Origin of the sequence: Paenibacillus sp. V4I9 (assembly GCF_030817295.1) — a bacterium.
Taxonomy (GTDB): domain Bacteria; phylum Bacillota; class Bacilli; order Paenibacillales; family NBRC-103111; genus Paenibacillus_E.
On record NZ_JAUSZE010000001.1, the window covers coordinates 3,066,915 to 3,087,539 of the forward strand.

General features: G+C 43.6%; 22 protein-coding genes and 1 riboswitch. Of the genes, 17 read left to right on the top strand and 5 right to left on the bottom strand.

Annotated features, from left to right (window positions below):
* The first annotated feature begins 39 nt into the window (after positions 1–39).
* From QFZ81_RS14170 to ymzB, 5 genes are all read left to right on the top strand, one after another.
* Positions 40–1,230 (top strand): alanyl-tRNA editing protein, encoded by a 1,191-nt coding sequence (locus QFZ81_RS14170; RefSeq protein WP_307443265.1) that lies wholly within the window; start codon positions 40–42, stop codon positions 1,228–1,230.
* Positions 1,231–1,400: 170 nt separating this feature from the next.
* Positions 1,401–1,481: riboswitch (cyclic di-GMP riboswitch) on the top strand.
* A gap of 116 nt (positions 1,482–1,597) precedes the next feature.
* Positions 1,598–1,681, top strand: coding sequence for a putative holin-like toxin (locus QFZ81_RS37320; protein ID WP_367618672.1), 84 nt, complete (start codon positions 1,598–1,600; stop codon positions 1,679–1,681).
* Between the two features lie 245 nt (positions 1,682–1,926).
* A complete protein-coding gene (locus QFZ81_RS14175; protein ID WP_307443264.1) occupies positions 1,927–2,895 on the top strand; it encodes a S8 family peptidase in 969 nt (322 codons plus the stop codon).
* Positions 2,896–2,979: 84 nt separating this feature from the next.
* Entirely contained in the window at positions 2,980–3,144 is a 165-nt protein-coding gene (locus QFZ81_RS14180; RefSeq protein WP_307603118.1) for a YozQ family protein, read from the top strand.
* Between the two features lie 61 nt (positions 3,145–3,205).
* Entirely contained in the window at positions 3,206–3,562 is a 357-nt protein-coding gene (gene ymzB, locus QFZ81_RS14185) for a protein YmzB (protein ID WP_307443261.1), read from the top strand.
* 64 nt (positions 3,563–3,626) lie between these two features.
* On the opposite strand, the gene QFZ81_RS14190 is transcribed toward ymzB, so the two are convergent.
* Positions 3,627–4,193 carry a CGNR zinc finger domain-containing protein gene (locus tag QFZ81_RS14190; RefSeq protein WP_307443259.1) on the bottom strand — a complete coding sequence of 189 codons (567 nt, stop codon included), beginning with the start codon at positions 4,191–4,193 and terminating at the stop codon, positions 3,627–3,629.
* Positions 4,194–4,349: 156 nt separating this feature from the next.
* Here QFZ81_RS14190 and QFZ81_RS14195 point away from each other — a divergent pair, with 156 nt between their 5' ends.
* Entirely contained in the window at positions 4,350–4,847 is a 498-nt protein-coding gene (locus tag QFZ81_RS14195) for a DinB family protein (RefSeq protein WP_307443258.1), read from the top strand.
* A gap of 130 nt (positions 4,848–4,977) precedes the next feature.
* Here the strand turns inward: QFZ81_RS14195 and QFZ81_RS14200 are convergent, their stop codons facing one another.
* A complete protein-coding gene (locus QFZ81_RS14200; protein ID WP_307443256.1) occupies positions 4,978–6,234 on the bottom strand; it encodes a sensor histidine kinase in 1,257 nt (418 codons plus the stop codon).
* Between the two features lie 226 nt (positions 6,235–6,460).
* Between QFZ81_RS14200 and QFZ81_RS14205 the strand changes: the two genes are divergently transcribed.
* The 4 genes from QFZ81_RS14205 to QFZ81_RS37325 all read left to right on the top strand — a co-directional run bounded on the left by QFZ81_RS14205 (position 6,461) and on the right by QFZ81_RS37325 (position 10,704).
* Positions 6,461–8,173 carry a spore germination protein gene (locus QFZ81_RS14205; protein ID WP_373462767.1) on the top strand — a complete coding sequence of 571 codons (1,713 nt, stop codon included), beginning with the start codon at positions 6,461–6,463 and terminating at the stop codon, positions 8,171–8,173.
* Positions 8,121–9,242, top strand: coding sequence for a GerAB/ArcD/ProY family transporter (locus QFZ81_RS14210; protein ID WP_307443255.1), 1,122 nt, complete (start codon positions 8,121–8,123; stop codon positions 9,240–9,242). Before QFZ81_RS14205 ends, QFZ81_RS14210 begins: the two co-directional genes overlap by 53 nt.
* A complete protein-coding gene (locus QFZ81_RS14215; RefSeq protein WP_307443254.1) occupies positions 9,214–10,437 on the top strand; it encodes a Ger(x)C family spore germination protein in 1,224 nt (407 codons plus the stop codon). Before QFZ81_RS14210 ends, QFZ81_RS14215 begins: the two co-directional genes overlap by 29 nt.
* Before the next feature lie 66 nt (positions 10,438–10,503).
* The gene (locus QFZ81_RS37325; protein ID WP_307545370.1) at positions 10,504–10,704 is read left to right on the top strand and encodes a CLC_0170 family protein; all 201 of its coding nucleotides are present in this window, start codon (positions 10,504–10,506) and stop codon (positions 10,702–10,704) included.
* A 92-nt stretch (positions 10,705–10,796) separates the two neighbouring features.
* Here the strand turns inward: QFZ81_RS37325 and fabF are convergent, their stop codons facing one another.
* Positions 10,797–12,032, bottom strand: a complete 1,236-nt coding sequence (gene fabF, locus QFZ81_RS14220) for a beta-ketoacyl-ACP synthase II (protein WP_307443252.1) — start codon at positions 12,030–12,032, stop codon at positions 10,797–10,799.
* 117 nt (positions 12,033–12,149) lie between these two features.
* On the opposite strand from fabF, the gene QFZ81_RS14225 reads away from it, so the two are divergent.
* The 4 genes from QFZ81_RS14225 (at position 12,150) to QFZ81_RS14240 (ending at position 16,144) form a co-directional block, all read left to right on the top strand.
* Positions 12,150–13,004 carry a helix-turn-helix transcriptional regulator gene (locus tag QFZ81_RS14225; protein WP_307443251.1) on the top strand — a complete coding sequence of 285 codons (855 nt, stop codon included), beginning with the start codon at positions 12,150–12,152 and terminating at the stop codon, positions 13,002–13,004.
* A 273-nt stretch (positions 13,005–13,277) separates the two neighbouring features.
* Positions 13,278–14,333 carry a Delta(5) desaturase DesA gene (desA, locus tag QFZ81_RS14230; RefSeq protein ID WP_307443250.1) on the top strand — a complete coding sequence of 352 codons (1,056 nt, stop codon included), beginning with the start codon at positions 13,278–13,280 and terminating at the stop codon, positions 14,331–14,333.
* Positions 14,334–14,411: 78 nt separating this feature from the next.
* Positions 14,412–15,548 carry a sensor histidine kinase gene (locus QFZ81_RS14235; protein ID WP_307443249.1) on the top strand — a complete coding sequence of 379 codons (1,137 nt, stop codon included), beginning with the start codon at positions 14,412–14,414 and terminating at the stop codon, positions 15,546–15,548.
* Positions 15,545–16,144 carry a response regulator transcription factor gene (locus QFZ81_RS14240; protein WP_029197103.1) on the top strand — a complete coding sequence of 200 codons (600 nt, stop codon included), beginning with the start codon at positions 15,545–15,547 and terminating at the stop codon, positions 16,142–16,144. The genes QFZ81_RS14235 and QFZ81_RS14240 overlap by 4 nt, the downstream gene beginning before the upstream one ends.
* 78 nt (positions 16,145–16,222) lie before the next feature.
* Here the strand turns inward: QFZ81_RS14240 and QFZ81_RS14245 are convergent, their stop codons facing one another.
* Positions 16,223–16,765, bottom strand: a complete 543-nt coding sequence (locus tag QFZ81_RS14245; RefSeq protein ID WP_307443247.1) for an NADPH-dependent FMN reductase — start codon at positions 16,763–16,765, stop codon at positions 16,223–16,225.
* A gap of 134 nt (positions 16,766–16,899) precedes the next feature.
* On the bottom strand, positions 16,900–17,280 hold the full coding sequence (locus QFZ81_RS14250; RefSeq protein WP_307443246.1) for a hypothetical protein: 381 nt from the start codon (positions 17,278–17,280) through the stop codon (positions 16,900–16,902).
* Between the two features lie 153 nt (positions 17,281–17,433).
* On the opposite strand from QFZ81_RS14250, the gene QFZ81_RS14255 reads away from it, so the two are divergent.
* The 3 genes from QFZ81_RS14255 (at position 17,434) to QFZ81_RS14265 (ending at position 20,622) form a co-directional block, all read left to right on the top strand.
* Positions 17,434–17,775, top strand: a complete 342-nt coding sequence (locus QFZ81_RS14255) for a zinc ribbon domain-containing protein YjdM (RefSeq protein WP_307443245.1) — start codon at positions 17,434–17,436, stop codon at positions 17,773–17,775.
* 234 nt (positions 17,776–18,009) lie between these two features.
* A complete protein-coding gene (locus QFZ81_RS14260; protein ID WP_307443244.1) occupies positions 18,010–18,990 on the top strand; it encodes an aldo/keto reductase in 981 nt (326 codons plus the stop codon).
* A 333-nt stretch (positions 18,991–19,323) separates the two neighbouring features.
* Positions 19,324–20,622: a hypothetical protein gene (locus tag QFZ81_RS14265; protein ID WP_307603120.1), complete on the top strand. Its 1,299-nt coding sequence runs from the start codon at positions 19,324–19,326 to the stop codon at positions 20,620–20,622.
* Positions 20,623–20,625: the final 3 nt, after the last annotated feature.

The following is a 20,625-nucleotide window of genomic DNA, read 5'->3' on the forward strand; positions in this document are numbered from 1 at the left end:
TCTCTTTTGTAACAGCCAGCAAGAAGAAAGGAAATCGTCATGTCCATAAAACTATATTACAATTCCGCTTATATTACCGAATGGCAAACAGACATACACCAAACGCTCGAAAGAGAAGATGGGTATTATGTCATCCTGGAGGAGACAGCTTTTTATCCACATGGGGGCGGACAGCCCTGCGATTATGGGCATATTAACGGAATTCCTGTGCTTGATGTGATCAATGAAGAAGATGAAGTGCTGCACAAACTAGCACGACTTCCCGATGTGAGTAAGGTGACTTGCCAGATCGATTGGAATAGAAGATTTGACCATATGCAGCAGCATAGTGGGCAGCATCTGCTCTCTGCGGTATGCCGCGACCTTTATCAGGCCATGACGGTAAGCTTTCATTTGGGTAACGATTATGCCACCATCGACGTGGAGCAGCCTGAACTGACATTGAACCAGCTTGCTTCAATTGAGAACGAAGTCAACCGGCAAATTTACCTGAACAACAGCATTGTTAGTTATTTTATTACCGAAGAAGAAGTAGCTCATCTACAGCTAGTTAAACAGCCCAAAGTGACGGATCATATTCGAATTGTCGAGATAAAAGGTGTAGAATACAACGCTTGCGGTGGGACACATGTCGCATCAACGGGCGAAATTGGCATGATCAAGCTTCTGAAAGCAGAAAAGCAAAAGGGAAACACTCGGATTTACTTCTTGTGCGGATACCGTGCCCTGAAGGAGTTTAATGAAAGCCAGCGGATTTTGGGTGTCTTGTCATCCAAATTCAACACCGGTAAAGACGAGATTATCGACCGGATTGAGAAGTGGGAAAATGAACAGAAGCAGCTTCAGGCTGAACTGGTTTCTCTCAAAGAGAAAAACAATGCTTATGTAGCGCAGGAGCTGTTATCAAGCCGCGAAGGCAACTTGATAGCAAGTGTGTTTGAAGACAAGACGCTTAAAGATTTGCAAAGTCTGGCGGTGAAGCTAGCTTCAGAAAGTGATACTCCCGTATTGCTCGCTACTGCTGCGGAGAACAAAGTTATTCTTGCAAACAACAGTAGTTCTCCACTTTCGTGCGGTGCTTTCTTCAAAGAATATGTAGGAAAATACAATGGGAAAGGCGGAGGTAGCGATATAATTGCACAGGCGGGATTCCAGACGTGGGAGGAAGCCTTTTCTTTCTATGAGTTCACAAGACAGCATGTTACTGAGAATTTAATGGCGGAGATGTAGAATACATTGCTTTCGAACTAGTTGAATGACGATTTTCTATGTTCCGGTGTATTTCTTGATTAAGTTCGACAAATTTGTTGTATGCACTTACAATACATAATGTGTCTAACTCCCTATATTCTTATATAATAATTAGGCATATAATAGATTTACAGTATATAGAAGTCTACCCACGATAATGGCAAAACCGTTTAAAGGCGGTGACGCAAAGCTAGAGGGGCTAAGGGAAACTATGCCAGCCAGCTGTCAAATGAGGGTAGGCTTTTTCTGTCCAAAATGACTCTTTACAGATACTTTTGTTAGATACTAGGCCACCCGGATCTCCCTTTCGTCAGGAAGGAGGAGGGTAAAGGTGAAACCAGATGAAATGATAAAGTTGATTCTACAATTTGGGAGTTTCCTCTTGGCATTGTTAACTTTTATAGCGTTAATTATTGTTAGAATACACTAAAAAACCTACCCCTTCGCCGCTAAACGATCAGGTAGGTGTGTATGAACCATTAGCCCCAGGAGGTCCCAAAAGCCAATGTATCTAAAAAACAGGAGTGTTGGTAGCACTCTTGTTTTTTTTAGCAAATTACAACGATATGTTAAAATGTTCTCCCAAATAATAGCATAGAGATAACCCGTCGATCAACATCAAATTTGAATGAATCAAAGCTTTATTATTTTAATAATAATTAGGAGGAAATTAAAATGGAGCGACAAATGCGTGTGATTCCGTTTCAAGTTCTTGAGAAGATTGAACAGGTCAATGAAATTCCAACCGGGGTGGAAATGATTCAGGCCCCAAAAATCTGGGATCAAACCAAAGGGAAGGGGATTACGGTTGCCATACTGGATACCGGCTGTGATATCACCCATCCTGACTTAAAAGAACGAATAATCGGCGGAATTAATTTTACGAAGGATGATGGAGGCAAGACGGATGTATACAAGGATTACAATGGTCATGGAACGCATGTTGCGGGAACTATCGCTGCGACAAAAAACAATAATGGCGTTGTAGGTGTAGCTCCTGAGGCTAATTTGCTTATTATTAAGGTTCTTGATAAAAATGGTTCTGGTCAATACGAATGGATAATTAATGGCATTAACTATGCGATCGAACAAAAAGCGGATATTATCTCCATGTCTCTTGGCGGCCCAGAAAATCTTCCTGCGTTACACGAAGCGATTCAAAAAGCCGTAGCCTCCAACATTCTTGTGATTTGTGCGGCAGGTAATGAAGGCGATGGGGTTGATTCAACAGACGAATTTGACTATCCAGGTTGTTATAACGAAGTCATTAGCGTAGGTGCAATTGACTTGGAGAGACGCTCTTCCAATTTTTCAAATTCAAACAATGAAGTCGATTTAGTGGGCCCTGGAGAGAAAATTTTATCAACCTATTTAAACGGAGCCTATGCTACATTAAGCGGAACTTCTATGGCAACACCACATGTCGCCGGAGCAATGGCGTTAATCAAAGTACTTGTGAATGCAAGCTTCGAGCGAAATCTCACAGAGCGTGAGCTGTATGCTCAATTAATAAAGCGAACCGTACCCTTAGGGAATTCTCCAAAACTTGAAGGCAATGGGCTTGTCTATTTAAATGTAATGGACGAGCTATCCGAAGTATTTAATCCCAAATTCGTCGCTAAATTACTGAGCAGAAATACTTAAATAAGATATGCAAATATTAGAGAATAAGAACAGTCTGTAAGTACAAACTATATTGGATATAGCAGGCAAATGGAGGTGAGTGCAGTGGAAAATGATAAGGATTCTCGTGACAAAAAATTAGAAGGCAGCTCAGTTACGCATGAACAGCTTTCGGATGTGTATGCAGCGGGGACGAGCGACGGTATACACCAGCTTGCAGAGGGGAAGGTCAAAATAACGGACGAGCCTTTTGATTCTGGTCAAAAATAACAAGAAGCCTTGACCGCTTGCCGGTTAAGGCTTCTAAATCATAAAAGTAGGGGAGAACACTATGGAGGAAATAACAGTACAAGAAGTTTGCAACTGGTTGGAAGGCCAAATAGGCAATAGCTTGACGATTCAAAAGAAGGAACAGCAAGATATGGATCAGATTGAATTTACACTAGATAACGTTGGTTTAATGGGAAGCTCTGAAACCTTTGACAGCTATATACTGCCACAGACGATTGTACTACGTGGTAATGGAAGCATTGAAACGGTGGAGGGTCAAATGCAAAAGCTTCCCGAAGATGTTTATGAAATACCTTTTATCGGTATCATTCAAGGGATTCAAAATGAAAATGGGCTGATGCTTCAAACTGAGCGTGCCTATTACTCCATTTCCCAGTTAAATCCTCAAGACACATAACTATCTTCATTGTTTCCTGTACCTACAACAATCATTTAACTTCCTCACAAAAAAACAGTTGTCGTTAGTGCTCATGCTTGGGCAAGTCGGCAGCTGCTTTTTGTCGTGCGCGGAATCGGCGTACTTTCATTAAATTACCGCACAGCTTGTCATCACAGTATCTTTTGGAGCGGTTGCGAGTATCATCATAATAAACCCATAAGCAGTTCGGATTATCGCAAATGCGTATCCGAGATGGTTCTCCCTCAGCGATCAATTGTGCCATAGATGATACAATCTCAGCCTGAATATGGGACCACTGCTGACCGATTGCATACAAATTTAATTGATAACGTTCACTGTTTTTTGTAAGTTGACGAATAACGGCCCCATCAGCCATGACTTTGTTGAGGGCTTCTATATCATCCTCACTAGGTGAGGAATTGGCTACGAAATCCGTCACTATCCGATGGAGAAGCGTTCTTAATTGTTTCAGGGCATTTAATTCGTTAGGAGAGGGATGATGATTAACGGAAAGTTGGTGCTTCATAATCCATTGATCCAACCATTCCGGTTTTTCTAGACGATCATCGATTGCTCCGTCTCCTCGCCAATCATGATGTAAGCTATTCAGGAAATCGTCCCAAAGCATAGAAGGTAAACCCCGTTCTTTTTTTAAAACATTGTAACACCTTAACATCGATTTTACTAGTTACTTGACCTCCATAATATTCCATGGTAAATTACTCGTGTAACTCGTTAATCTTGTTTAGATAGTTACATATGCGTAATCTAAGGAGGATATGAAATGAATAAAGTCGAGCTGTTGCTTCACGGATGGGATAGCTGCTATGAGAAGGAAGACTGGTATCCGCCACTTACTGATGCGTTAAAAGAACTGTCCGCAGAGCAAGCCAATTGGCGGCCTGAGGGTGAACATGTCAACACGATCTGGGAAAATATCCATCATCTGATTTTTTATAAAGAACGATTATTGAAAAGAATGACGGGGGAAGAATCCGATTATCCTGAGGAACTGACTAATGATGATACATTTGCAGTGGGGGCAACAACAAATGGGGATTGGCAAGAAACCTTGGATCGTCTGCAATCCGTTCATCAGGGAATTCGTGATCGGATCGCAAGCTGGGAAGAGGAAGAATTCGAACACATTTTCCCCAATCGATCTCAATCCGTTGGCCGATGGGTGAATAGCCTCATCATGCATGACGCATATCACACGGGACAGATCATGTTCATTCGCAAACTGCAGGGGTCTTGGCCATCTCGTCGTTCTTTTGACTAATGGGGTTGCGACTAACTCTTAAGTTGAGTAAATTGATCGCGTAGAGGAAGCCATATTTTAGAATGAAAAAAAGACACCCCGGGGTGTCTTTTTTCATATTTATCTCGAACTTTAAATCTAAAGAGATTAATCAGTTGGTTAAAGGTAACGAGATAACGAATTCTGTTCCTTTACCTAATGTGCTTTGAACATGGACTGAACCGTTCATCGAACGGATTAATTGATAAGAAAATGTTAGTCCTACTCCTGTACCATTGCTTTTAGTTGAAAAATAAATGGTACCAAGCCGCTCAAGCTGCTCGCTGCTCATGCCGACCCCGTTATCATGTATGGTTATCTTTGCATAGAGTTGGGATTCGGGGGCCATACGAATGACGACTTTTCCTCTTGAGATATAAGAGCAAGCCTCAACGGCATTTTTAATGAAATTAATGAGTAGTTGTTTGATTTCGTTTGGATTCGCAGATATATAAAGTTCTTGCCCCTGATTGTGTACTTCTAATGCGACGTTATTCATGTTAGCGTATGGTGTCATGATATCTATAATGGAGTTCAACTGCGGCACAAGATCCATTTGTTCATAATTAGGAGTACTAGGTTTAGCTATGGATAGATATTCGGAAAGAATAACTTCCGTCCGCTTCATCTCTTCAACACAAATATCAATATAATAGTTGGTCTTCTCTTTAGAGATAGAATCATTACGAATTAATTTCAAGAATCCCATTACGGCTGTAAGTGGATTGCGCACTTCATGGGCAAGGGAGGCGGCAACATGAGCGATGGTTTCAACTTTTTCGTTTTGAAGATATTTCTGGAAGAGCTGCTTATCCGAAACAGCCTTATTGAAAAGGGAAATCAACAACCAAATACCCAAGGAATTTTGAATGGGCATAGCTAGGATATTAAACGTCAAGTTCTCGACTACATATTTATGTTCAGTTACTAACATTACACAAATAGGTATAACGGAAAAGCTTAACCCAGCTAGGAAAGTTATTAGGTTTCGGTACTCGGAGCGTCGACGATATAAGATGGATAACAGGACAGACAAGTTGAATGTAATCACTAGAATAATCATCGCTGAAAATAGTCCTTGTCCGCCAATTAGTATTCGGTACATTACAAACTCAACAAGCAATATAAGTCCAGTAGTCATGCCGCCGTACACCAGTCCGAAAAACATGATCACGTAACGAATGTCAAAAATAATTCCGTTCTGCACGCTAGAATAAAAGGTCATGGACATAAATAGACAAATCATACACGTAATATTGATAAACCGTTTTGAATAGTTAGCGGTTTTATCACGATAGTAGATGTTATATAGAACAAAGGGAGTTAAGGCGAACAGTAATTGCAGCAAAACTTCTTTGATATAGAGCATAGGGCTCCCCCTCGCCAGTTCTGAAATAATTTACTATACAGTTATTCGATGTATCTGTGGAAACTTCCTCTTTGGGGTTACGGTAGGAAAGGCTCATCAGGACAGATTACCTATTCTCATGTATATTATTGGGGAAATGGATAAAAATACGGAGAAGGAAATGAAAGGGAATCAGGAAGAATAGAACATCTTGGGACTGTTTTCAGGAGGCGGTGTTAGCGTGGCTATGTGGCAATGGTATAAACGAAGGTCTAGAAAAGTATCACAAAGCCAGCAACCTCGCATGATTCCGCCAAAGGAGCCGCCTGCCCATCAGGTTTTGGAAGAAAATAAAGAAGGGAAAATCACTCCACTTCTCGAAGAAACGATTTCATTCGTTGATAAGATACTTGGTGAAAATGACGATTTTGTTATGCATCGGTTTCGTATATTTGATCAGTACCCGGCGGTGCTTTTGTATTTCTCAGACTTAATTGAAAAGCAGTATTTGAATGAGCATATTTTAAAACCGCTGATGATATCGTCGACTAGCAAGCAAGGGAAAGCGAAGGTAAGCCGGCCCTTAAAGGATGTATTATTTGGAGATACGCTGTATGCCTGTGAAGGAAGAACAGAAAAGCATTTATCTGAGGTTATCCAAGCCATTGTACAAGGAGAAACAGTTCTTGTAGTGGACGGGTTGGAGGAAGCGCTGCTATTCAGTACACGAAATGTGGATAAGCGCTCGATTACTCAACCTGAAACGGAGCAGGTCATCCGCGGAGCACGAGAAGGATTCATCGAAATGTTAGGTACGAACCTTTCGCTGCTTCGCTACCGCCTCCCGACACCGGATCTACGGGTAAAAACGATTCGGATAGGGCGTGTAACCAAATCTAAAGTAGCGATCTGTTACTTGGATGGGATTGTCAATCCCCAACTTGTTGAAGAGGTGTTTAGACGATTAGCGTTGATAGACATTGATGGGATTCTTGATGTTGGATACTTGGAACAGTTTATTGAAGATAACCACCTATCCCCGTTCCCGCAGATTCAAAATACGGAACGCCCGGATAAGGCTGTCGCCAATCTACTGGAGGGCAGAGTCATCCTGCTGGTCGACGGTTCCCCCTTTGCCCTCATATTGCCGACCGTGTTCAGTCAGTTTTACCAAACCGTCGAAGATTACTCGGAACGATTTCTACTGGTCAGCTTTATTCGGCTAGCGCGACTGGTAGCTCTTATTTTCTCCTTGATTTTCCCCTCGTTATATGTTGCCTTGATTTCTTTTAATCCGGAGCTCATACCAACAGAGTTTGCCGTGGCCGTTGCGGGTGGGAGAGCCGGAGTGCCTTTTCCATCTCTAATTGAAGTTCTAGTCATGGAGGTTTCCATGGAGGTGCTTAGGGAAGCGACTCTACGGCTGCCGCAGCAGGTTGGGGGAGCGCTATCAATTGTCGGAGTACTAGTCGTCGGACAGGCCGCGGTTGCTGCTGGATTCATCAGTCCAATTACGGTCGTAATCATCGCTTTAACAACGATTGGTTCCTTTGCCACACCGGCTTATAACGCGGCTTTGGCGTTAAGGATGCTGCGCTTTCCGCTTGTGATTTTGGCTGGTATGTTTGGCTTGTACGGCGTGATGATCGGGCTTATCCTGATCGCCAACCATATGCTCTCCTTAAAATCGTTCGGGGTGCCTTACTTAAGTCCGATTGTCCCTGGAAATTTCCAAGGGATGAAGGATACATTGGCTCGGCTGCCACTCTGGTCCATGCCAAAGAGACCGGCACTCTTGCATACGCCGAATGATACCCGTCTGGGAATGAAAACGAAGGAAATGAAGCATCCACCAAGCAATACCTTAGATCCATTGAAAGTAGGGAATATAAGGAGGGACATAAAAGATGGAGTATCCTCGCCAAGTAACGATGATTCAAGCGGCGATCATTCTGATTAGTACGATTATCGGGGTAGGTGTATTAGCACTCTCGCTTTTTGCTGTCAGAGCTGCCGATTCGGGGGCGCCACTCGTAACCTTTATAGGTATCTTAATCGGCTCTCTGGGGCTTTGGCTAGTTACTGTACTCGGCATGCGCTTTCCCACTCAAACAATTATTGAATACAGTGAAGTTTTGATCGGTAAATGGACGGCTCGGGTTTTCAGCGTCTTGATTATCGTTTTCTTTTCCGTACTTACAGCGCTGGCTTCGCGCGAATTCGGTGAAGTCGTAGTGACTTCCGTTTTAACGAAAACGCCGCTGGAAGTGACTGTTATTGTGATGCTGTTGTTAGCTGCGGTTTCTTCGCGTGCTGATATGACAACCTTCACCTATTTCCATCATTTTTATTTCCCGCTAATTGTGTTCCCACTTGTATTGATCGTCGTTCTATCACTAAAAAATGCGCAAGTGGTCAATTTATTGCCAATATGGGGGAATGAACCGAGTGGCATGTCAAAAGGAATCCTTACCATGGCTGCCTTGTTTCAAGGATCTTTCGTCATGACCATCGTCATTCCTGCGATGCGTAGGCCGGAAAGAGCGATGTTGGCAAGCTTAGTCGGCATGTTAATTTCGGGGGGGCTCTACTTACTCATCGTAGTTGCTACGGTTGGCGTATTCGGAGCAGAGGAAATTAAAAATTTAGTTTGGCCTACCTTGGAATTAGCCAAAACCACATCACTGCCCGCCAACATCTTGGAGAGGTTGGATGGCGCCTTTCTTGCCGTTTGGGTCACAGCTGTATTTACCACATTGTTGTCGACCTATTACTTGGCCATTCACTTTTTAAGCCAACTGTTACATTTGCGCGATCACAAGTTGTTTTCATTTTTTCTCATTCCTTTCATCTATGTCATTGCCATGTTTCCCCAAAACTTGCTTCAGATGTATGGCATTATTCAAATTGTTGGTCGTTGGGGACTGGTCATCACGGTCTTCTATCCATTGGTTCTACTGGTCGTAGCCCTCATTCGCAAGAAAAAGAAGGGGAGTCGGGGTGATCAACGTGTGGCGAAAACGGATTAACCGGGGTCTTGTTTTTCTACTACTTTTACCAATGCTTACGGGATGCTGGGATCGTTTAGAAATCGAAGATCGAGCCGTTGTTTTAGCCATTGCCATCGATGAGGCCAAACCGCAAGAAGCGAATGAAAGCAGCAATGCAACACAAATCCTTAAAAATCCTAAGTTGAATAAAGGATTAATACGTATCACTGTACAAATTGCCGTTCCGGGACGCATTCCCTTGGGGACGGGAGGTACTGGAGGCGGTCCAGCGGGGCAGAAACCAGTCTGGGTGCTGACTAGCGTTGGGAGTACCATCTACGATTCCTTGATGAATCTGCAGCAGCAATTGGCGGATCGTTTGTTTTTTGGTCATTTGCGTGTAATCGTAGTGTCAGAAGCGATGGCAAGGAAGGGGATCGAAAATGAGAAAGATTTCTTCCGTCGTCAGCCCCAGGTAAGAAGAACAGTCTGGATGGTTGTGTCCAAAGGGAAAGCTTCTGATATCATGAGAGCCACGCCTCAATTAGAGCGTGTTCCCACCTTATATCTAGTGGCTACTCTAGATCGTGCCAAGGAAATGGGGAAGCTTCCCAATAATTTCCTAGGCGTATTCTATAGTGCTAGTTCTGCTAAAGGACAGGAAGGGTCTCTCCCTTATCTGGATTTGAAGAAAGAATCTAACATTGAAATCGCCGGATTGGCTTATTTTAAAGGTGATAAAATGGAGGGAATCACTACGCCACTGCAAATCGGTCACTTTATGGCAATGAAGCAAATCAATCCTGGAGGATACAGCGTTATCTCACAGATACCTGGATCAGAAACCTCTGCCATATTTCAATCTACCCATCGTAAAGCGAAAATTACTACGGAGATCAAAAACGGTAAAATTCATGCCACAGTTGTGAGTCAAATAGAAGGAGATTTACGGGAGAAATCGGATGAAAATTTGACTTTAACGAAGGAAACGATTAAAAAATTAGAGCAAACCATAGAAAAGGACGGGAAAATAGGTTTCGAAAAATTAATTCATCAGACCCAAAAGGATGGTTGCGACATCTTCGGTTTCGGGGAAGACGTGCGTGCTTTCCATCCTTCCTATTGGAATAGAGAAATTAAAACTAAGCAGAAGTGGGAAGAAATGTATCGTGAAATGTCCGTTGACGTAAGTCTACGTATAAATATTCGACGAATTGGTACGAAAACCAAATAATCCGTTAAAGCTTGGTTCCATGCTAGGAGTTTTATGACCGCGGCTCGGGTGAGAAGGGGTTCGACAATGATAACCTTTAATTATTACACGGTTTTGTTGTTACTAATTTCTGGGATCCTCATTTTATGTTTCGATGTTAGAATCTATGTGAAGGCTAATATGATCAAAGAAAAAAAAGGTGCCCTTATTACAGGGTGGCTCAGTATAGCCCTCGCTTTCATTTCATTTTGCAGCTACTATATTTATGAGAGATGGTTCTGGAATTAGACGCCTGAATCAGTCATGGAATAAACCTAATCCATTTAGCTATGCTGAACGGATTAGGTTTATTTTGTATGAGAGTAGATGGAAGAGATTATTTATTCATGTTTTTTGAAAATGAGGACGGCGTTATGCCCACCAAATCCGAATGAACTGGACAAGCCATAACGAAGTTCAGCTCGTCTTGCAACGATTGGAACATAATCGAGATCGCACTGAGGATCTGGATTTTCTAGATTAATTGTCGGAGGGATGAGGCCGTCCTGCAAGGTTTTGATCAGCGCGACGGCTTCTACACCGCCAGCTGCGCCGAGCATATGGCCGAGCATGGACTTGTTTGCGCTGATTGGTACGTCATACGCACCGCGACCAAGCAGCCGCTTGATGGCGAGCGTCTCTGAGAGATCGCCAGCGATCGTGCTCGTCGCGTGTGCATTGATCGTGTCGATCTCCGCCGCGGCGATCCCGGCGTCGGCGATCGCTTCGCGCATGGCTCGGTAAGCCCCCGAGCCTTCAGGATCGGTCGCCACAATATGGTAGGCGTCCGAGGTTGATCCATAGCCGACAAGCTCGGCATGGATCCGCGCCCCCCGACGCTCGGCATGCTCGAGCGACTCCAGCACGAGCACGCCGGCGCCTTCGGCGGCGACGAAGCCGTCCCGCTCCGCGTCGAACGGGCGGCTTGCCTGCTCCGGCGCGTCACAGCGCGTCGAGAGCGCTGTCGCATTGCCGAAGCCCGCCAGCGCGAGGTCGGTGACCGTCGCTTCGGCGCCACCGGCAATGACGGCGTCTGCGCCTCCGCGCTGGATAAGCTTAAAAGCCTCGCCAATGGCGTTATTTCCCGTGGCACATGCGGTCACTGGAGCTAGCGATGGGCCCTTGGCACCGAACAAGATACTGACCTGTGCCGCCGCCATATTGGCGATCATCATGGGGACAACGGTCGGACTCACGCGGCTTGGTCCGCGGGTCAGTAACGTACGATAATTGTCCAGAATCGTCTGAATACCGCCAATACCAGAGCCAATATAGACGCCGATACGTTCCTCATTCGTGGAATCAATGACTAATGCTGCATCATCAAGAGCCTGTTTGGCCGCGGCAACGGCAAATAGGCAGTATCGATCCATCCGGCGTACATCTCGCCGACCAACAGCTGCTTCTGCATCGAAATTCCGAACCACACCAGCAAAGTTGGTTTTATAATCGGTTACATCCATATGATCTATTTTGGTAATACCTGATTTTCCATCCGTAAGATTCCCCCAGAACGTATCCACCTGATTCCCAATGGGTGTAATGACACCCATCCCTGTCACAACTACACGCTTCATTTGTTATTCCTCCTAATCGATTACTTACCATTAGATTGTCACACTCCTTATCCTATTACAAGTTACGGTTTATACTGGTATAATAGCTTCTATGATAAATGCGTAGGAGGATTTAGCATGGATACAAAGGAACGGTTACAGGCGCTGTCAGAGTTTTTAACTACTCATCGTGCTAGAATCCAACCCAGTGAAGCTGGGGTGCTTGGCGGGAGTCGTAGACGAACACCTGGCTTACGCAGAGAAGAAGTGGCGTCAATTGCTGGTGTCAGCACGACCTGGTATACCTGGCTAGAGCAGGGAAGAGATATTAAAATGTCCGTGCAAGTACTGGACCGTATCGCATTAGCTTTGCAGCTTAATGAGGATGAACGCCAGTATCTCTTCATGCTGGCTCTCGAGCAGCCGGCACCGACCACATTTGAAGACAAGATACCAACAATCAGCCCAGCGTTAAGCAGAATCCTGACAGAACTTCACGATTGCCCCACGATTATTTCAGATCGCCGATGTAATATTGTTGGATGGAATCAAGCTGCCGCAGCTATATTCCTAGATTTTGCGATTATCCCTGTAGAGCAAAGAAATATGATATGGCTGCTTTTTACACGTAAAGAATTGAAGGCTCTGGCTGTAAACTGGCATGATTTTGTAAAGGGATTCTTGGCGATGTTTCGATCTTATTATGGGCAATATGTGGGAGATAACTGGTACAGTGAGTTTATCGAGCAGATCAGTGAGCAGAGCCAGGATTTTAGGGCTTTTTGGAACCAAGGTGATGTGAGTTCAGCGCCAGAAGTATTCATTGAATTCAGGCATGCCAAAGTAGGAAAGATGCTGTTCGATTTGACAACACTTCAAGTGCAAGGCCGTACCGATTTAAGATGCAGTGTGTATACACCTTCTCCCGGTTCGGATACCGATTCGAAAGTCAGACTTTTGATGAGCAAATTAGAAGATCAGGACCATGACTAATGTGTTGTAACAAGGAGCGCCGGCATTGAGAAGGCCGTAGAGAAGTTATCGGTGGGTCTGCGTCTAAAGTAAGAATGTTGTGATCAGGTGCTGCTATTTCGTTATTTACGAAGTAGCGGCACTTTTTTACTATAGGACATGACATTTGTCATACCCGCTACTTGACGTTTATGACTACAACGAAATGAAAGCGATATCTATAATGAAGATAGGATATTGCGACTTACGTTCGACAACATGACTCGCTTACCATACCCGAGGAGGAACTATACAATGACCCAATCTACGCTATCCAATTTAAAAAAACAGGTTGCCCCTTATGAAAAATCAAATACGAAGGCGAGTGTTAAACAGCTACTCAACACCTTAGGACCTTTATTGCTGCTGTGGTATGCTGCGTATCTAAGCCTATCTGTCTCTTATTGGATAACGTTACCGATTACGTTCATTGCTTCCGGGTTCGTTATAAGGACTTTTATCATTTTCCATGATTGTTGTCATCAATCGTTCTTCAAAAGCCGCCGAGCTAACGAAATCATCGGTACGATAACGGGTATCCTTACGCTCTTTCCGTATCAACAGTGGAAGAACAGTCATTCCATTCATCATGCAACGAGCAGTAACCTCGAGAAACGCGGCACAGGTGATATGTGGGTTCTTACTGTCGATGAATATGCGGCTTCTCCATTATTGCGTAAAGTTGCTTATCGATTATATCGGAATCCATTTATTATGTTTGGTCTTGGCCCCATCTTTTTATTCCTATTTACTAACCGTGTTAATACAAAAGGTGCGAAGCGTAAGGAAAGAATCAGTACTTACTTGACTAATGTTTCCATCATCATGTTATATGCATTTATGTGTTGGGCAATTGGATGGCAGTCGTTTGTTATGATCCAAGCTCCGCTTGTTTTTGTAGCCGGCTTGTTGGGGATCTGGCTGTTCTATGTACAGCATCAGTTTGAGGATTCCTACTTTGAGAACGAAGATGAGTGGAGTTATGTGAAAGCCGCGGTAGATGGAAGCTCCTATTACAAGCTGCCCAAGCTTTTGCAATGGATAACCGGTAATATTGGGTTTCATCATGTGCATCATTTGAGTCCGAAAGTGCCAAATTATAACTTGGAGAAGGCGCATAATGCAACTCCTCCGCTGCAAAAAGCAACGACGATTACAATTAGCACAAGTCTGCAATCATTACGTTTCCGTCTTTGGGACGAGCAGAACAAAACGTTTGTCGGTTATAAAAATAAAAAACAGGTGCTCCCTAACCAAGATAAGCAAGATTCTTTGGGGAACAACTTAAAAGTCCGTAAATCGGTCATTTAAGGAAAATAATCCTGTCAATTCATGTTTATGTTAAAATAGAATGAAATCAATGACGAAGAAAAAGAGGGTAAAGAGACCATGCAAAAGTGGCATCAGATTTTTCACAAAAAAACAGGTCTTAGTCCATATGTATGGGTTGTCTTTTATATCCTCCCTTTTTATTTCATATTTCGTTCTTCTGCCACTTACCAAATTGTATTAGGCACCAGCATGATTATTGTATTCTTTATTTGCTACGTGCTTTCTTTTGTCTCTAAAGGCTGGCTCATGTACTTCTGGTCGAGTGTACAAATTCTGATTTCAATCACGATGACCTTATTGTTTAGCTATGTTTATTTCTCACTGTTTTTAGCATTTTTTATTGGCAATATTCAAAATCGAGCCGGATTTATTACGTTGTACACCATTCATCTAGTAAGCACAATTGTAACGATCAACTATGGATTTGTATCCCAAAATCCTGTATATATTACACAGCTGCCGTTTGTCCTTATTAACGTGATTGGCGTTATTCTCCTTCCAGTCACTACATACAACCGAAACAGGAGTGATAAACTGCAGGGACAGCTAGAGGACGCAAATAAACGAATTTCCGAGCTGGTAAAGTTGGAAGAACGCCAAAGAATAGCTCGCGACTTACACGATACACTTGGTCAGAAGCTCTCATTAATTGGCTTAAAGAGTGATTTGGCGGGGAAATTAATTAGCAAAAACCCGACGCAAGCACAAATTGAAATCAATGATGTTCGGCAGACGGCTAGAAGTGCATTAAAGGAAGTTCGGGAAATGGTCACGCAAATGCGAGGTACTAGACTCGAGGATGAGATGTTTCGCGTTAAGCAGATTTTGAAGGCTGCAGAAATCGACCTCATTTTGGAAGGGGACCCTCAGTTAACGAACACCTCCCTGATGAACGAGAATGTGGTGAGTATGTGCTTAAAGGAAGCCATTACCAATATAATTAAACATAGCAGCGCTTCAACCTGTTCGATCTCCATTGAGCCATCACAAACCGATTTGGTTATCAAAGTGGGGGACAATGGGGTCGGCATGGCCAAAGAATCCGTTGTCTTACTTGGAAATGGACTGCGCGGCATGAAAGAGCGGCTTGAGTTTGTGAACGGATGCATGGAAATTGTTTCAAACATTGGAACGACGATCGTTATCAAAGTGCCGAATGCCTTCAAACCACCGGAAAGGGAGGCGGGGATATGATTCGAATTGTAATTGCTGAGGACCAACGAATGCTGCTTGGCGCACTTGCTTCCTTGCTCGATTTGGAAGAAGATATGCAGGTCGTTGGTACAGCAAGCAATGGAGAGGACGCTGTGAGGCTGGTTCATCTTCATAAGCCAGATATTTGTATCATGGATATTGAGATGCCAGTTAAGAGCGGATTAGACGCGGCTGAGGAACTAAAGGGATTTGGCTGCAAGGTGATGATACTGACTACATTTGCCCGTTCTGGATATTTTGAAAGGGCTGTGAAAGCAGGTGCCAACGGTTATTTGTTGAAAGATAGCCCGAGTGAGGAACTCGCTACTTCGATTCGCAGTATCATGGCTGGCCGCCGCATCTATGCCTCAGAGTTAGTAGATGACGCATATGGGGAAGAAAATCCTTTGACCGAGCGGGAGAAGGAAGTGCTGATCCTTATCGCCGACGGTAAAAATACGAAGGAAATCGCCGATCAAATGTATATAACAACGGGTACCGTCCGCAACTATATTTCTGTAATCCTTGATAAACTCAATGTAAGCAATCGTATTGAGGCTATTATGCGTTTTAAAGAAAAGGGATGGTTCAAGTGACCAAAGAGAGCTTCGAGAAATCGGAGCTCTTTTGATTTTATGAGGAAAAAATATCAGCAATAAGAGGGCGAATTTTAATTATGAACAAGCCTCTACAAGACTTTCAAGCAGGGAACTTAAACCATTCTCGGTTTTAGCATCAGTAATGACGCCCTCTTTATTAAGTTTTAAGTTAATGTGGGGGATCATCATGGTTCCTCTCTCAACAATTTTGGCATTGATCATGTTCAGCGTAAGCAGAATGGAATCGTGCGCCTTGTCACCGCCCATTGGAGTGGGAGACGCGGTGACTACCGCTGTCGGTTTATTCATAAACTGACCTGAAGATACTAACCAGTCTAGTGCATTTTTCAAAACCCCAGGTACTCCATTCCCATACTCTGGTGTGCAGATAAGAACAGCATCGGCTTCGTTTAGTCGTGTGCGCAGCTGAAGGACCGATGCAGGTCCATCATCAACGTCAAGATCGGGGTTGAAATGCGGTAGATCACCTAAACCGTTATATACAGTAAAGCTCATATTTTCACGGGCTAGTCCTATGATAGCGTGCATAAGTGCCGTATTAGAAGACTTTTGGCGAAGACTTCCTGAAATTGCTAACACTTTTATTGTTTTCTCCATCCGAAATCATCTCATTTCTTTCGTTGTTTCCTTTATCTTACATTGTACGATAGTCAAAAGTAAAACAACACAAAACATAAAAAGAGCATCAGCCGCAGTCTGCTCGTTTATGTTTTTCAGCTGAAATGCTGAAACTATTTTATTCTTATTAAACTTCGTTGAAGCACCGTGTCTCCTACTTGCGGAGTAAAGGGTGCATTCGTAACACCAGTTACATTCGTTACTAACTTGTGATCATTGTGCTGTGTAATACGAACCTCATATTTAAACCTTACCTTTGACACGTCTGCAAACAAGAAAACCGATTTATTAGATGCAACCGTTACCGTACATTTTTTGGTGTTGCAAGGACTTACCTTCGAGGGAATTGGTGATCCATTAGACCAGTCAAATACTTGTACCGTTACCCTGCGGGAGCACCCTTTATTGAAGTTAACGACATCGACAAGGGCAAACTTCGTTTTATTTGGTCTCCGTAAAATACCAGTTGAGAATGTAACTCGCTTTGCAATCATCCTATCACTTCTCCTTCCTTTATTAATACAGTAAATGCAAAAGCTGCAAGTGTGTTTGTACATTTGTACGTTACGAAGGAAGGAGGAAGGGTTGTTAAAATGGGAAGACTATGGCAGTATATAAGCATATAACGAATGGGGGAAATGAGATTAATGCTAGATTTACCAAATTGTCCAAAATGTCAATCAGCGTACACGTACGAAGATGGGAATCTATTGATTTGCCCAGAATGCGCGCATGAGTGGACGTTAGAATTGGAAACGGAAGATCGTGCCGATAACAAAATTGTTAAAGATGCCAATGGAAATGTTTTAAATGACGGTGATACTGTTACGGTAATCAAGGACCTTAAAGTAAAAGGAAGTTCATCCGTCATAAAAATAGGTACAAAAGTTAAAAATATACGTTTGGTTGATGGAGATCATGATATTGATTGCAAAATTGATGATTTCGGAGCTATGAAATTAAAATCCGAATTTGTTAAAAAGGTATAAGCTCGAAAGTCGCGCTAGTCGCGGCTTTTTTTATTTTTTCAGGCTATCTTTTTATCAAAAATAGTACTAACATTTAGGTGAGTAGATTACCCTAAGCCAACTATGTTAAGGAAAAGTGCGTACTTCTGAAGCATCCCAGATTCAGGTATGATTAGGTTGTTGAAATGAATAAGTGGATGAGTCACTTCACGATGGAAACGTGCTTTGCTCTATAAACTAATGGAGGCGATAAAGATGAAATATAGTTACTTAGGTCGTTCGGGATTAAAAGTTAGTAAATTGTGCCTTGGAACCATGAACTTCGGTGTAGATACAGAGGAAAAAGAAGCTTTTCGAATCATGGATGCTGCATTGGATGCTGGAATCAATTTTTTTGATACGGCAAATATTTATGGTTGGGGAGAGAATGCGGGGCGTACCGAGGAAATTATAGGTCGTTGGTTCGCACAAGGCGGTGGACGAAGAGAGAAGACGATACTAGCTACGAAGTTCTATGGGGACATGTATGATGTGAACGACGGACCTAACCGGGAAGGCGGGCTTTCCGCTTACAAGCTTCGCCGACACTTGGACGCGTCATTACGCCGCCTACAAACGGATCATATTGAGCTCTATCAAATGCACCATGTGGATCGCAATGTATCTTGGGATGAGCTGTGGGAAGCTTTTCAAGTTCCAGTGTACCAAGGGAAAATTGGCTATGTAGGATCTAGTAACTTTGCGGGTCGTGATTTGGTGAAAGCGCAATATGAAGCCAAAGCTCGTCATCTTATTGGTCTTGTATCCGAACAGCACAAATACAGCTTGCTCTGCAGACTGCCTGAACTTGAAGTGCTGCCAGCGGCTGAGGAACTTGGAATTGGTGTAATAGCATGGAGCCCGCTAGATGGCGGACTGCTAGGCGGCAATGCTTTGAAGCCGATTGAGGGCTCTAAACGAGCGAGTAACCCTGAGAGGGTAGAGAAGTTTCGTACACAGTTGGAGGCTTTCTCGACTTTAAGCAAGGAGCTTGGTGAAAGTGAAGCGAATGTGGCGTTGGCATGGACGCTGGTTCACCCAGCTATGACAGCACCGATTATTGGACCGCGTACACTTGAACAATTTCAAAATACACTGCGTGTTGTTGATATTGTACTGGATGAATCAACGCTACAGAAACTAGATGAAATCTTCCCGGGTCCAGGAGGAGCAGCTCCGCAGGCATATGCTTGGTAAAAGGTAAGAAAAAAAACGTTTCACTCAAAATTTGAAATGCACCCCTTAGGATAAACATTGGAAAATCGATTCCGATGAGTTCTAAGGGGTGCATTTTTTATGTAAGCATAAGCAGCTAAAAGTTGGAATTAAAAATTTTGTTTTTGTTAGAACAATGGGGAACTTCCCGTTATAAACCTTGACACATGTTGGTTCATGGGGGAAAATGTGTTTAATTCCACAAAAAAATAAATATATTTATTTATAAACGTCACAATCCCACATTAAACAGCTTACTTTACCGAATGAAAATCTCTTAAGGAATCATCTACCCGACTATCAGGAGGAACTCGTTTGCTTCGATTGATTTTATTTTACCTGCCCATGGGTGCTTCAGCTTTGCTTGCTTCACTTACTCACGTCATTATCAGCGGAGTGCTTGCACGCTCGCCACACCCTGATCTCACCATAAGCGGTTATGCGCTTGCACTCAGTTTGTCATTTATCCTGGAACAGGCTATCGCTCCACTCCGGCAAACCAGCGCCAAATATGTGAAGGATCAACACTCATTTAGGGAAATGGTGCGTATGATCGTTACGATTGTTGGCATCATTGCCTTATTTAACGCTCTGATTGCATGGACGCCGCTTGGCCGGCTGTTGTTCCACTATGTTTTCGGGGCTCAAGACAGCTTGTTGGATGCTACAGTCAACGCTTATCAAATCTTGATGTTCGTCAACGTGTTTTCAGCTGCCCGCAGCTTGTACCAGGGCATTATAATCCAACATCTGTTGACCAAATGGATGACGATCGGCATTCTGATACGCTTATTCGTCATGGGTCTTATGTCATGGGCTATGGTCTCCTGGAATCTAACTAACGACAGCAGGTACGGAGCGTTGCTGTTCTTGGCAGGGATGGCCATCGAGAGCGCGGTTGCTTGTTTCGAAGGTCATTCGCTTGCCAGACGGTTGCCTGACAAGCTGCCTTCCCACCCGATCAACCGCTGGAAGCCGGATATATTCCCGTTTTACATGCCACTGCTGTATGGATCGATCGTTTCTATCGTCATCGGTCCAGCAACAAACGCGGCTATGAACCAAAGTCTTGATCCGATTCAGGCCATCGCCGCTTTTGCAGTCGCTTCTAATCTAGCGGGACTTATCGCCGGATTCGCCAGCTTTTTACATCAAGCTGTGCTCAATTTCCATGAACAACAGCCACGTCATGTGCTTGCGCTGACGACTGCGCTCTCGATAATTTCCACGGCCCTTGTCGCTTTTCTTGCCTGGTCGCCACTCGGTCACTTGGTACTCGAGAAAGGGCTTGGCATTCACGGTGATCTGCTTCGCAACTGTACACTCATCTTGGGTGTGCTCATCATTAGATCGGCGGTCTATCCCTGGATCGACTATTTGAACGGGCTTGCTATGTATCATGGCGTAAATAAGACAATCGCTTACAGCAAATTCGGCAATGTGATTTTGTCAGTGACGATACTTTTCCTTCTTGTGGACTACAATCCTGGGCTTAATGGTCTGATCGCTGGGATTACGAGTTCCGTCGTCATCATGTTCGAGCTCAGTTTGTCCGTATATTTGTTCCGTAAAGCTGTACAGCGGAAAACGCCTACTATTGAAGCGGCGTTATAAGCA